Consider the following 13,134-nt stretch of genomic DNA (forward strand, 5'->3'; position numbering starts at 1 on the left):
AGTATAATGAAAGTGTAAGTTAGGAGGTGGATATGATTGATGTATGCACTAGTAAACATAGGAATAAGCATATTGATAGGTATTATATTTATACTTGCCGCACTTATTCTTCAAAAAAATCCACCAACGGATATTAACGCAGCATACGGTTACCGTACGAAACGATCAATGAAAAATAAGGAATTATGGGATGCGGGTAACAAGTATAGTGCAGAAGTGATGAATCAAAATGGATTTATTATGATGTTAATTGGAAGTGTTATTAGTATATTGTTTAGATATCCCCATACAACAGCAGTGATTATGGCTGTCATGCTATTGTTAATTATACGTTTAATCATACGAGTAGAGAAAAGCTTAAAGAAACTTGAGAAATAATGGAAAAAACATGACTCCCGAGTATTATTAGCTGGGAGTCATGTTTTATTTACAAACTATTATTTTTTAGCAATTCTTTGCCTTGTTCTACAACAAATTCATAGTATTCAAGATCATACGGATAAATATCTTCAAATGTTATTGTTATCGGTTTACTGTTTAGAGCAGAAATAGTCGTTATAGATGAAATATCCCTTTTTAATAGTTGTAGAAAAGAAGTTGCATGTACTTTCATCACATCGTCTACTTCTTCACCTGGTGCAAATGGAAGTGGCTTTATTACATTGTGAAAATACATATGACAAAACTCACGATCAGTAAGGTTTGAAATTTCATAATCTATTTTATAGATTCCTTTGTATGTTAAATCAGCCGTTTGGAAGGAAAGACCCAATTCTTCCTCAATTTCACGTAGACCGCCAATTTGTACATCTTCATCATGCATAATATGTCCGGCGGATGTAATATCCCATATACCTGGAGCTTCTTTTTTATTTTTAGAGCGTAATTGGAAATATAAGAACATATCCTCAGCATCTTTTTCTACAAACCAGCAATGAAATGTTTCGTGCCAATCACCGTCACGATGCACGTCATCACGTAATTTCTTTCCAAGTGTATTTCTTTCAGGATCAAATATTGTTAACCACTCTGTCATTTAAATTCCCCTTTCTGCAAATTTTATTATACAATATTTGTATTGAATTTTGGGAAAATAAAGAAAAAGGAGTGATTATTAGTGAAGATAGAGAGTAAGAAAATAAAATCAATAATTTCAACTGAGGAAGAATTACGACAAATATTAGGGCAACCAAGTGAGCGAGCTTTGAAAAAAGTTATTTCATCACTAGATCACCATTGCGTAGATTTTCTGTCTAAATCTCCTTTTCTAGTATTATCTACTGCAAATAAATTAGGAGAGTGTGATGCTTCGCCGAGAGGAGACGCACCTGGATTTGTATATGTATTAAATAATAATAAAATTATCATTCCAGAAAGGCCGGGCAATCGTCGTATAGATTCAATTTTAAATATTATTTCAAATCCAAATGTAGGGTTAATCTTTTTTATTCCTGGTCTTGGGGAAACACTCCGAATAAACGGTACAGCATATATTACAAACGATGAAGAAATTTTGAAAGAAATGCAGGCGAATGGACGTAATCCGTTACTTGGAATTGTTGTTGAGATAGAGGAGTGCTATATCCATTGTGCAAAAGCTTTTATACGTTCAAAAATGTGGGATCCAGAATCGTGGTTAAATAAAAAAGAGCTACCTTCAGCAGCGAAGATGTTATTAGAGCATGCGAAAGTGAATGCTTCAGAAGAGGATGTTGCGCGTTCTTTAGAAGAAAGTTATACGAAAAGATTGTATTAAAAATTTTTTATAAATATAGTTTTAGGAAGTGGGAGGCTTCTCGTTTTAGAATGAATTATTTATATATGAACTGCTGATTTACAAGTTAGAAATTTAAAATATAGGTAATAAGAGAAGTCTTTGTAAAATGTTATTGTGAAATATAATAAAAAAGTATCTTTAAAATAGTGAGTGAAAATAGGCTTGCTTTTTAAAATTTTCATAACTATAATAAATTAACAAATAGACATGAACGAAAAAGTAACGATAAGGACATGAGATGATTTTTACGGTTTACAGAGAGGGAAGCCAAGGCTGTGAGTTTCCTAACACGAAAAATGATTTTACCACCTTTGAACTTCAATAGTGAACGAGTAATCTAGTAATTATTGACGGTATCAGCCGTTATCTGAACTTGAGCAATCTAGAAGGAAATAAGTCTAGGTTGGAACAAGGGTGGAACCACGAAAACACATTCGTCCCTTTCCTAGGGATGAGTGTGTTTTTTTATAACTTTAGAGATTGAAAATTTAAAATGATTAAAAAATATATTGATTTTGTTTTTTATGCGAGTATAATGAGTTAACAAATATATATGAACGAAAAAGTAACGATAAGGACATGAAATCATTTTTACGGTTTACAGAGAGGGAAGCCAAGGCTGTGAGCTTCCTAACACGAGAAATGATCTTACCACCTTTGAACTTCAATAGTGAACGAGTAATCTAGTAATTATTGACGGTATCAGCCGTTATCTGAACTTGAGCAATCTAGAAGAAAATAATTCCAGGTTGAAACAAGGGTGGAACCACGAAAACACATTCGTCCCTTTCCTAGGGATGAGTGTGTTTTTTTATCCCGCATTAACGGTCAGTAAGACTCCCATCTCAAAATTTGGCGGATACGAGGGAGTAAGATGGGAGATCAACTGTCCGTAAAAGCCCGATTGGTTCAACTAATAATCAGTGAGGAATGGACAAAATCCCAACTGATTAAAGTTTCACTTTATTACTTTGAAAGGAGGTGCGGTAACATGAAACGATTAGTATGTACGGAAATAACCACCACCTGCATGATTAAAAAGCAGAGTAAGGTGATTCATAGGTGTAACAATTAAACTATTTAGGAGGAGATTAGAAGATGAATAATGTTATTAATGTTGGGGTATTAGGGTTAGGTACTGTCGGAAGTGGTGTTGTCCATATTTTGAAAGAACATTATCGAAAGATCGCTCTTGATACAGGATATGAAGTAAAGGTAAAGACAGTCGTTGTACGTGATTTGGAAAAAGTACGTGATGTTTGCATTGATGGAATCGTAGTAACAAGTAATGTCGATGAAGTTCTAAATGATTCAAATATTGATATTGTAGTAGAGGTAATGGGCGGAATTGAAGAAGCGAAAGAGCATATTGTTAAGGCTTTACAAAGTAAGAAACATGTCGTAACAGCAAATAAAGATTTAATGGCCGTATACGGTGCGGAGCTTTTGCAACTGGCAAATAAAAATGAATGTGATTTGTGTTATGAAGCAAGTGTAGCGGGTGGGATTCCGATATTAAGAGGATTAACAGATGGGCTAGCGTCAGATCAAATTGAAAAAATAATGGGAATCGTAAATGGAACAACAAATTACATGTTAACAAAGATGAGTCAAAATGGATGGTCGTATGAAGAGGCTTTACAGGAGGCACAAAAATTAGGTTTCGCAGAATCCGATCCAACAGCGGATGTAGATGGGCTAGATGCTGCGAGAAAGGTAGCAATTCTTGCAAACTTAGGTTTTTCGATGAATGTTTCTTTAGATGATGTTCAAGTTAGAGGTATTCGAAAGGTTGAAAAAGAAGATTTAGAGATGGCCGAAAAATTAGGATTTACTATGAAATTAATTGGTAAAGCTGAAAAACAAGGATCATCCATTCACTTAAGTGTAGAACCGACTTTATTACCAAACCATCATCCGTTATCAAATGTTAATAATGAATTCAATGCGGTGTATGTTCACGGTCAAGCAGTAGGAGAAGTGATGTTTTACGGACCTGGAGCTGGGAAGTTACCAACTGGTTCTGCTGTAGTAAGTGACATTATTTCAATCGTTAAAAATATGAATCAAGTTCCGAAAAATAAAAGTGTATTAAAAGAACCAGAACCGTACGAATTACAAGGAGATGAAGAAGTAGTTTCGAAATATTTCTTACGTATTTCATTACGAGATGAGCCTGGGATGTTGCAAAAAATAACAGAATGTTTCGTTAGTTATTCTGTAAGTTTAAAAGAGGTTATCCAATTACCTTTGAATCGTGAACTTGCAGAAGTCGTTGTAGTGACACATCACACTTCAAAATATCAATTCGAACGAGTTTTAGGAGCGATAGAAGCTGTCGCAAGTGAAATAAACAGCTACTACATTATTGAGGAGGAAAAACAATATGTATAAAGGACTATTAAACCAGTACGCTTCTTATTTACCGGTGAATGAAAACACACCTGATGTCAGCTTAATGGAAGGAAATACACCCCTTATTCCATTATTAAATATATCAAAACAATTAGGGATTCAGTTATACGGAAAGTATGAAGGAGCGAATCCAACAGGTTCTTTTAAAGACCGTGGTATGGTAATGGCAGTTGCAAAAGCGAAAGAAGAAGGGGCAGAGGCAATCATTTGTGCATCTACAGGTAATACATCGGCATCGGCTGCAGCTTATGCGGCACGCCTCGGAATGAAATGTATTATCGTAATACCAGAAGGAAAGATTGCGCATGGGAAATTAGCACAAGCAGTTGCTTATGGAGCGGAGATTATTTCAATAGAAGGGAATTTCGATGATGCACTTAGAGCTGTAAGAAACATTGCTGCGGAAGAGCCGATTACATTAGTAAACTCAGTGAATCCTTATCGAATTGAAGGGCAAAAAACAGCAGCGTTTGAAATTTGTGACCAGTTGCAAAAAGCGCCAGATGTTCTGGCTATACCTGTTGGGAATGCTGGAAATATTACAGCATACTGGAAAGGGTTCTGTGAATATGAGAAAGAAAAAGGTTATAAGAAACCAAGAATTCATGGATTTGAAGCGGAAGGAGCAGCGGCAATTGTAAAAGGACATGTAATTGAGGCGCCTGAAACGGTTGCAACAGCGATTCGCATCGGTAATCCGGCAAGTTGGTCATATGCAGTAGAGGCTGCCGAGCAGTCTAATGGTGAAATAGATATGGTATCAGATGAAGAAATTTTAAACGCGTATAGATTGTTAGCAAAAACGGAAGGAGTTTTTGCTGAACCAGGATCAAATGCTTCATTAGCCGGCGTAATTAAACATGTTCAATCTGGAAAAATCAAAAAAGGCGAAACAGTTGTTGCGGTATTAACTGGAAATGGTTTGAAAGATCCTGATATCGCTATCTCTTCTAATAAATTAGACATTGCAAGTGTTTCAAATAATATAGAACAAATTAAAGATCATATAAAAGGGGTGATTATGTCGTGATACCAGTAAGAGTTCGTGTCCCTGCTAGTACAGCAAATGTTGGACCTGGATTTGATTCAGTAGGAATAGCATTGTCATTATATTTAGATGTGCTGGTAAAGGCGGAAGCGGATAAATGGCAAGTAATCCATTCCTTTGAAGATTCAATTCCAACAGACGATAAAAATTTAATTGTTAGCACGGCATGTAAAGTATGTCCTTCTTTATCACCCCATATAATAGAAGTTACTAGTAATATTCCGCTGACAAGAGGGCTAGGAAGTAGCGCATCAGCGATTGTAGCAGGAATAGAGCTTGCGAATCAACTTGGAAATTTACATTTAACAACTGATCAAAAGGTTCAAATTGCTACAAATTTTGAAGGGCATCCAGATAATGTTGCTGCTTCTATTTTAGGTGGAACTGTAATCGGAGCACTTGATGGAAAGAATGTTTCGGTTGTAAGAATTGAAAGTAAGGAATTAGGCGTAATTTCTCTTATTCCAAATGAAGAGCTAAATACAGATGAAAGCCGATCTGTATTACCAGAGATGTTTCCGTTTCATGAAGCAGTTAAAGCTAGTGCGATAAGCAACGTATTAGTAGCTGCGTTATGTCAAAAGAAGTGGGAAGTTGTAGGTGAAATGATGGAACGAGATCATTTCCACGAGCCATATCGTTTAGAACTTGTACCGTTATTACCATCAATTCGTAAATGTGCAAAGGAATTTGGAGCATATGGCACAGCGCTTAGTGGTGCGGGACCATCCATTTTTATTTTAACTCCGTACGAGAAGCGTAAAGAAATAGCTGACCAATTAGCGAGAGTATTTGCAGCTATGAAAGTATGTGAGCTTGAAATTGATCATAAAGGGATTACTGTAAATAAGGAAGAACATATTGGATTATAAAGAAAGCTAGCATCGCTAGCTTTCTTTACGTTATGGAGAATCTATTTTAAAGGGGATTTTTCGGAATGAACATTAATTTTAGAGGTGATTATATGAGTTCAAAAGAGTCACCAGAAGAAAAAAGAGAACGCATGAGACAAGGTGAATTGAAAAATAATCCTACCGGTTCTTTGAATGATGGACTCAACAGGGCGGAATCAGGTAGCCCCGCTGATATGACAGGTGGTATGAATTGGAAAGGTACAGGGATATTAATTTTAGTGCTAGTTTTAGGATATATTATATATAGTTACTTTTTCAGTTAAGGAAAGCTTGATGGAATTTAGATTTGCTTGATCTAATTATTAGTGAGAATAAAAAAACAAGGATTAAAGTCCCACTGTATTACATATTTTCTTTAAACAGATTATAGTTATACGTAAATTTTTTTTGCTCATAATAGAGCTAGCATAATGCTAGCTCTATTATTTTTTTGCCATATTCCTGTAACAAACCTCCTGTATATTCATTGGTGGAGGTGCAGAAGATGAAAAAAATGATAGCGATATGTCTTCTTACAACATTGTCATTTTCGACTTTAGTCGGGTGTGATGTAAAAGGTAATGATGCTTTACAAGAGTCTAAAATAAAGAAAGCGACGTATAAAGATTTTACTTACGATGTAAATCCTGAGACTTTTACGTTAACTGTAGAACATGATGGTGTAAAAGAACAGGCATCACAACCGTTACCCAAAATGAAGGTATCGAATTTGAAAAAAGACAAGGATCATACATCATGGGAATATCCGGATCAAAAAGTAAAAGTAAATTTAGAAAAGAAAAAAGACCACTTAAATATTGAAGTGGAATCGACTGGTGCAGAAAGTTTTACATGGCCAAAAGTGCAAGCTGAAAATTATACACTTCCGTTATGGGAAGGTAAGCAAATTCCGAGTAATGATGAGAATTGGAAGAAGTTTTTAAAGGATGATGCATATTCATTTGCTGAATCATTTTCTATGAAGTTTTTTGCATTAAATGGTTCTAAATATTCGATCGTATATATTGCGAACAATATGTTTAATAATGAATTGAAATTTCATTCAGATCCGAAAATAGGGTTTGATTTTACACATGAATTCCCGAGTATAAATAAAAATAAAACATATGGATTTCAATTATATGTGACAAATAATGATGCAGTAAGTATTGCTAAACTGTATAAGGATAATATTATTGAAAAAGGTGAATTTAAAACATTACAAGAAAAGGCTAGAAAAAACAAAGAAATTGAAAAACTTTACGGTGCAGCTCATTTTTATTTTTGGAATCAAAATGGTTTATCAGAAAGTAACGTAAATTGGCCAAAGCTAAGGGAGCAAATAAATAGACCGCTGTTTAGCCATATAAAAGAGCTTATTCAAAAGAATAGTTCAGAGCCTGGAGAACTGAATGTATTTGAACAAGTAAGTAAACAAGATTTCATTGATAAATATCAAAAAAATGTTATTTTGCGTTATGTAAACGAAGTATTATCAATGGAGGAATTGTATAAAGAGGATATTTTCCCGAAAGTTGATCAGGAGGCTAGTGAGTTATTAAAAAAAGGTGTAGATCACTTATCGAAGATGGAATTATATAACTTAAATAAGCATTTATTAAAGTCGATACTTGGTGATGCGGTTGAAGAAGTAAGTAAATGGGGTAACGCAGATGGAACAAATATTATAAAAGAAATGAAAGAAGCAGGAATAGACAAAGCATGGATTGGTCTCCCGAACTGGGAACAAGGATATATGCAGCCTAATTTTGTTACAGAAGCTAAGAAAACGGGATATTTAGTTGGTCCGTATGATTCTTATCATTCTATTCATGAAAAAGGTGATAAAAATTGGAACACAGCTTCCTTTAATGATCCAACGTTATATGAAGAGGGTACTGTAACGAAGAAAAATGGAGAAAAAGTACAAGGGTTTCTAGGTAGAGGCCGAAAATTAAATCCGACATTATCACTTCCTAGTGTAAAAGAGCGAATGAACGATATATTACAAAATGGCCCGAAATATAATTCATGGTTTATTGATTGTGACGCGACGGGTGAAATTTATGATGACTATTCGGCAAAACATGTAACGACACAAGAACAAGATTTAAAAGCACGATTAAAACGAATGGATTACATTGCGCAAGAAAAAGGTATGGTAGTTGGCTCTGAGGGCGGAAATGATTTTGCAAGTAGTACGATTGCATTTGCTCATGGAATTGAAACACCAGTTATTAAGTGGGACGATGAAGATATGAGAAAAAATAAAACAAGCCCGTATTATGTCGGTGGATATTGGTCACCAAATCAAAATGTTCCAGAAAAATATGCAAAACAAGTACCGTTAAAAGAAGAATATAAGCAAGTATATATAAATCCAGTATATTCGGTGCCATTATATAAACTAGTATACAATGATTCGGTTATTACAACGCACCACTGGGAATGGGGAAGTTTGAAGGTAAAGGACGAGGTTGGAAATCGTATGTTATATGAGTTATTGTATAATGTTCCTCCGTTGTACCATTTAGATGAAGTAGAGTGGAATAAGCATAAAAAAGAAATTACAGAGCATCTGAAAGCTTGGAATGATGTTCATGAAAAGGCAGTAAAAGAAGAAATGACGAACTTTGCATATTTGTCAGAAGATAAGCTAGTACAATCTACTTCATATGGAAAAGATATTAAAATCATTGTGAATTTCTCAAATAAAGATGTAGAAATAGAAAAAACGAAAATAAAAGCAAAGTCAGCTTTAATTAATAATAATGGGAAGCAAATGATATACACACCAAATGAGAAATAATAAAGTGAAACTTTAATCAGTGGGGGATTTATCCCTCACTGATTATTAGTCATCACCAATCAAGATGGTACGGCACAAACTTGATTCTTTATTCTTGCTAAATTGTGAGGTGAAAATCTTACTACCTGCAAATAACAGAATAATAAATATGTGAATTTGAATATTCCGAAGTATTGGATTTTTTAAGTTGATAAATAGTGACTTGCCAAAAATAAGCACAAGAGTATAATGTGAAATGAAATACATGTTGGATTCATGAAGTAACCTTACAAAAATGTAAGGTAATTGAAAGGAAATTCAATATGAAGATTACTAGACATACATTATACTAGGAAAAGAGAAAGAGAGGAGAATGAACATGGGCTCTGAATTAGAACAAGATACGAGAAGCAGTAAAAAACGTTCTAAAAGAAAATCAATAAAATGGTTCATTTTAATTCCATTTTTCCTACTTGTTTTTGGAGGAGTAGGATATGGATCGTTTATATATAACAAAGCAAAAGCTGTTGTAAGTGATGCATATGCAAAAATTGATAAGTCATCAAAAAGGGACAAAGAAGTGGAACCTTTAAAGGATAATATTTCGATTTTAATCATGGGTGTCGATGGAAGCGAAATGAGAAAAAGCCAATATGGTGAAGCGGTTCGAACAGATGCACTTTTATTAGCGACAATTAATAAAGATGATAAGTCAGTTAAATTAGTAAGTATTCCGCGTGATTCACGCGTTTATATTCCATCTAGAAAAAAATTAGATAAAATTACACACGCACATGTATTTGGTGGTGTTGAAAGTACACGAGATACAGTGGAAAGATTTTTAAATGTACCAGTTGATTATTATGTGAAGTTTAACTTTGAGTCATTTGTACAAATTGTAGATTCAATTGGTGGTATTGATATTGATGTACCTGTTACTTTCACTGAACAAGATAGTAAAGACCAAGCAGGTATGATTCATTTAGAAAAAGGTTACCAACATTTAAATGGTGAACAAGCACTTGCACTTGCGAGAACGCGTAAAATTGACAGTGATACAATGCGTGGTCAAAGACAACAACTTGTAATTGAAGCAATTGCGAAAAAAGCAATGTCTGTTCAATCTATTAGTAAAATGGGCTCTTTACTTGATGCAGTTGATAAAAATATGAAAACAAACTTAACGTTTGATGATATGCTTGCTATTACGAAAAATATGGCAGGCTCTGATTTGCAAATGGAAAAGATGCAAATAGAAGGAACGGATAAACGTATTGGTGGTATTTATTATTACATTCCAAATGAAAAGAATGTAAAAGATATTTCGGATAAGTTAAATGCGCATTTAGGTGTTACACCAAAACCAAATCGAAATGAATAAGTATAAAAAAAGGTTGGCCTCAGCCAATCTTTTTTTATGGAAATGGACTGCTTCATTTATTTTTAGTAGAAGGGCTACTAGTTTTTTCACGTCTACAGTTAAATCATTTTAATTTATATAAACAAAAGGTGCAATTGTACGATATACTAGAGGAAAGAATTTGGTAATTAACTCCTAAAATAGAGAAAATAAATTCATCTCATTGCAAGTTGAAAGCGAATTGAATTGATGGAAGATCAAACAGGTTAAAACAAATCTTCTTGAAAGTTGTACATAGTGCAATCAAGAATTGGTATGAAAAGAATAAAGAGCTTGTTGAGGCAGGAACAACAATTTTGATAAAACTCCCATTATAATTCATATTTTAGATTGTTTATATAGTGTAATAAAATAAATAGATGTATAATTATATTGGGTGATGTATATATAAGATTAATAGGGAGAGGAATTCGATAGAATGGAAAAGGCTTTTAAAATTAAACGAGTTGCAGTTGTTTCAGTAGCGATTGCAATAGTAGCTATTGGGTATTTCATGTTTCAATCTATTACTTCACCAGCAAAAGCTGTTGCGAAGCAAGAAAATATAGTGCAGCTTGCAAGTGAACAACAGAAAGTTGAAATGAATAAAACGGCGCCAAGTCGTTTTAACGGAATGGAAAGAAAAGTTGCTTATCTTACATTTGATGATGGGCCAGGAAAATATACGGCTGAATTATTAAATATGTTAAAACAGCATGATGCGAAGGCGACATTCTTTTTAATTGGTGCGAATGTAAAACAGTTTCCTGATTTAGTAAAACGTGAAAATGCAGAAGGACATTATGTTGGAATGCATAGTATGACACACAATTTTGCGAAGTTATATAAAAATGGCGAATATGTTAATGAAATGAAAGAAGATCAAAGCTTAATCGCAAATATTATTGGAAAATCACCTCAATTAACACGTCCACCATACGGGTCGAAGCCTGGTTTAAATGAAGACCTTCGAAACAAAGTAGTAGAGGGTGGTCTTAAAGTGTGGGACTGGACAATTGACTCTTTAGACTGGAAATACAATAAAGTACCAGTGGATGCAGCGGCAGCGCAAATCGCTCAAAATGTATTAGCTGGTGCAACAAAACCGCAAGAAGTCATTTTAATGCATGACATTCACCCGCAATCAGTTGCTGCTGTGCCAGCAATTTTAAAGGGTCTAAAAGAAAAAGGTTATGAGTTTGAAGCATATCATGAAGAGAATCACTTCCCCGTGAACCTCTGGCATGATAACCGTATGTAATGGAGGAATTGAAGTTGAAATATGGAAAAGTAGCAGTAGTTGGAGCATTATCAGTAGGATTATTATCAGGTTGTTTCGGTGAAAAGCCAGAAGAAAATTTATTTACGGCTTTTGAAGCAGCATCTACACAAGAAAAATCTTTAGCAGATGACACAAAAAAATTAGAGAAGTTAGAAAAGCAAGGACAAGAACTTTATTCTCAAATTTTACAAGAAGGTAAAGAGCATAATGAAGCAGTTTCAAAGAAAATAGAGCAAGCTACTGCAAATGTAGACGAGCGTGAAAAAGTATTGAAAAACGAGAAGGAACAGTTAGAAAAAGCGCAGAAAGAAACGACACCCGTTCAAAAAAATATTGAAAAACTCGAAGATAAGAAATTACAAAAACAAGCAAAAACAGTAGAAGAATCGTATAAAAATCGTTATGATGCCTTCCAAAAGATGAATGAGAATTACACGAAGGCGTTAGCGACTGAAAAAGAACTGTATGAAAAATTAAAAGTAAAAGAAACGAAGTTAAAAGAAATTGGTGAAAAAGTTAAAACTGTTAATGAGTTAAATGTGGAAGCACAAAAGGCGAAAGAACAATTTAATAAACATACAAAAGAGTATAATGATAATAAGTTAGCATTTTATAAAGATGCACAAATTAAAATTAAAGAACAAAAATAAAGAAAGACCTTAATTATAATAAAAAGCCGGGGAAACATTGTCAAAAATGTTTTTTCGGTTTTTTACTTTAAATGAATAGAAAAGACTGGAATTGATATCATAAAAGAGTTATAGTGGATTGTTCCAAGGGAAACATTGTAAAGTAAGGAGAATGAAATATGTCATATGAATTTTTATTCAAATTAGGTTTAGCACTCTTTTTAGGATTATTCATCGGAATAGATAGGCAGCTAAAGAATAAACCGCTTGGTGTGAAAACAAGTATGGTTATTTCCGTAGCGAGTTGTTTAATTACAATGGTTTCAATTGAATCAGTGAATGTTTATTCTGTACCGGGTCATACAAACATGGACCCAATGCGTCTCGCCGCTCAAATTGTTAGTGGGATCGGTTTTCTTGGAGCAGGGGTAATTTTACGAAGAAATAATGACGTTATTTCAGGATTAACGACGGCTTCTATGGTATGGGCCGCGTCAGCACTAGGTATTGCGATTGGTGCAGGGTTTTATATACAAGCGACGGTTGCTATGATTTTAATTATATTAGCGATTAACGTACTTCCGCAAATTGTGAAAATTGCAGGCCCTTATTCATTAAGACAAAAGGACTTATCCATAAAAATTACCGTAAACAAACATCGAGAGTTAGACGGGATCTTTAAGCAAATTAAAAATTTAAATATGCAAGTAAAACGAGTGAAAATTAAAGATATTGATAATGGGGCATCTCAGCAATTGGAAATGGTCATTTTAGCTCCAGAAGATTTATATACAACTGAATTATATAGTTCTTTAAAAGAAATCGATCATGTTGTTTCAGTAGAAGTTGAAAGTAGATAAAAAGAGTGATGTAATATCACTCTTTTTTTTATGCATACAAAAC

General features: G+C 34.0%; 12 protein-coding genes, 1 pseudogene and 2 other annotated features. Of the genes and pseudogenes, 12 read left to right on the forward strand and 1 reads right to left on the reverse strand.

Annotated elements, in window-relative coordinates; all coding sequences use genetic code 11:
* Positions 1–39 precede the first annotated feature (39 nt).
* On the forward strand, positions 40–378 hold the full coding sequence (locus tag AC1DKZ_RS12835; protein ID WP_242308932.1) for an SdpI family protein: 339 nt from the start codon (positions 40–42) through the stop codon (positions 376–378).
* Positions 379–427: 49 nt separating this feature from the next.
* On the opposite strand, the gene AC1DKZ_RS12840 is transcribed toward AC1DKZ_RS12835, so the two are convergent.
* Positions 428–1,036: an NUDIX hydrolase gene (locus AC1DKZ_RS12840; RefSeq protein ID WP_016094236.1), complete on the reverse strand. Its 609-nt coding sequence runs from the start codon at positions 1,034–1,036 to the stop codon at positions 428–430.
* A gap of 81 nt (positions 1,037–1,117) precedes the next feature.
* Between AC1DKZ_RS12840 and AC1DKZ_RS12845 the strand changes: the two genes are divergently transcribed.
* The 11 genes and pseudogenes from AC1DKZ_RS12845 to AC1DKZ_RS12895 all read left to right on the forward strand — a co-directional run bounded on the left by AC1DKZ_RS12845 (position 1,118) and on the right by AC1DKZ_RS12895 (position 13,091).
* Positions 1,118–1,756, forward strand: a complete 639-nt coding sequence (locus AC1DKZ_RS12845; protein WP_219302041.1) for a pyridoxamine 5'-phosphate oxidase family protein — start codon at positions 1,118–1,120, stop codon at positions 1,754–1,756.
* Between the two features lie 234 nt (positions 1,757–1,990).
* Positions 1,991–2,222 (forward strand) — a binding site (T-box leader).
* A gap of 114 nt (positions 2,223–2,336) precedes the next feature.
* Positions 2,337–2,568, forward strand: a binding site (T-box leader).
* A gap of 307 nt (positions 2,569–2,875) precedes the next feature.
* On the forward strand, positions 2,876–4,171 hold the full coding sequence (locus tag AC1DKZ_RS12850) for a homoserine dehydrogenase (protein ID WP_476996386.1): 1,296 nt from the start codon (positions 2,876–2,878) through the stop codon (positions 4,169–4,171).
* Positions 4,164–5,222: a threonine synthase gene (thrC, locus tag AC1DKZ_RS12855; RefSeq protein WP_002135768.1), complete on the forward strand. Its 1,059-nt coding sequence runs from the start codon at positions 4,164–4,166 to the stop codon at positions 5,220–5,222. The genes AC1DKZ_RS12850 and thrC overlap by 8 nt, the downstream gene beginning before the upstream one ends.
* Positions 5,219–6,112 carry a homoserine kinase gene (thrB, locus tag AC1DKZ_RS12860; protein WP_219302045.1) on the forward strand — a complete coding sequence of 298 codons (894 nt, stop codon included), beginning with the start codon at positions 5,219–5,221 and terminating at the stop codon, positions 6,110–6,112. Before thrC ends, thrB begins: the two co-directional genes overlap by 4 nt.
* 92 nt (positions 6,113–6,204) lie before the next feature.
* A complete protein-coding gene (locus AC1DKZ_RS12865) occupies positions 6,205–6,417 on the forward strand; it encodes a DUF6366 family protein (protein ID WP_404454926.1) in 213 nt (70 codons plus the stop codon).
* A gap of 221 nt (positions 6,418–6,638) precedes the next feature.
* Positions 6,639–8,942 carry a glycoside hydrolase gene (locus AC1DKZ_RS12870; RefSeq protein ID WP_476996387.1) on the forward strand — a complete coding sequence of 768 codons (2,304 nt, stop codon included), beginning with the start codon at positions 6,639–6,641 and terminating at the stop codon, positions 8,940–8,942.
* 358 nt (positions 8,943–9,300) lie between these two features.
* The gene (locus AC1DKZ_RS12875) at positions 9,301–10,302 is read left to right on the forward strand and encodes an LCP family protein (RefSeq protein ID WP_476996388.1); all 1,002 of its coding nucleotides are present in this window, start codon (positions 9,301–9,303) and stop codon (positions 10,300–10,302) included.
* Between the two features lie 62 nt (positions 10,303–10,364).
* Positions 10,365–10,625, forward strand: a pseudogene (locus AC1DKZ_RS12880) (sensor histidine kinase); the annotation flags it as partial.
* A 134-nt stretch (positions 10,626–10,759) separates the two neighbouring features.
* Positions 10,760–11,581: a peptidoglycan-N-acetylglucosamine deacetylase gene (locus AC1DKZ_RS12885; RefSeq protein ID WP_088039235.1), complete on the forward strand. Its 822-nt coding sequence runs from the start codon at positions 10,760–10,762 to the stop codon at positions 11,579–11,581.
* Between the two features lie 14 nt (positions 11,582–11,595).
* Positions 11,596–12,252, forward strand: coding sequence for a YkyA family protein (locus AC1DKZ_RS12890; RefSeq protein ID WP_002135778.1), 657 nt, complete (start codon positions 11,596–11,598; stop codon positions 12,250–12,252).
* A 158-nt stretch (positions 12,253–12,410) separates the two neighbouring features.
* Positions 12,411–13,091 (forward strand): MgtC/SapB family protein, encoded by a 681-nt coding sequence (locus tag AC1DKZ_RS12895; RefSeq protein WP_002012374.1) that lies wholly within the window; start codon positions 12,411–12,413, stop codon positions 13,089–13,091.
* Positions 13,092–13,134: the final 43 nt, after the last annotated feature.

The organism is Bacillus sp. 05T21 (assembly GCF_056396785.1).

Excerpts from the sequence above, each read along its gene's own strand:
- AC1DKZ_RS12865 (WP_404454926.1), top strand. The coding sequence starts at position 6,205 with ATGAGTTCAAAAGAGTCACCAGAAGAAAAAAGAGAACGCATGAGACAA.
- thrC (WP_002135768.1), top strand. The coding sequence starts at position 4,164 with ATGTATAAAGGACTATTAAACCAGTACGCTTCTTATTTACCGGTGAAT.
- AC1DKZ_RS12895 (WP_002012374.1), top strand. The coding sequence starts at position 12,411 with ATGTCATATGAATTTTTATTCAAATTAGGTTTAGCACTCTTTTTAGGA.
- AC1DKZ_RS12850 (WP_476996386.1), top strand. The coding sequence starts at position 2,876 with ATGAATAATGTTATTAATGTTGGGGTATTAGGGTTAGGTACTGTCGGA.
- AC1DKZ_RS12840 (WP_016094236.1), bottom strand. The coding sequence starts at position 1,036 with ATGACAGAGTGGTTAACAATATTTGATCCTGAAAGAAATACACTTGGA.
- AC1DKZ_RS12875 (WP_476996388.1), top strand. The coding sequence starts at position 9,301 with ATGGGCTCTGAATTAGAACAAGATACGAGAAGCAGTAAAAAACGTTCT.
- AC1DKZ_RS12835 (WP_242308932.1), top strand. The coding sequence starts at position 40 with ATGTATGCACTAGTAAACATAGGAATAAGCATATTGATAGGTATTATA.
- AC1DKZ_RS12870 (WP_476996387.1), top strand. The coding sequence starts at position 6,639 with ATGAAAAAAATGATAGCGATATGTCTTCTTACAACATTGTCATTTTCG.
- AC1DKZ_RS12885 (WP_088039235.1), top strand. The coding sequence starts at position 10,760 with ATGGAAAAGGCTTTTAAAATTAAACGAGTTGCAGTTGTTTCAGTAGCG.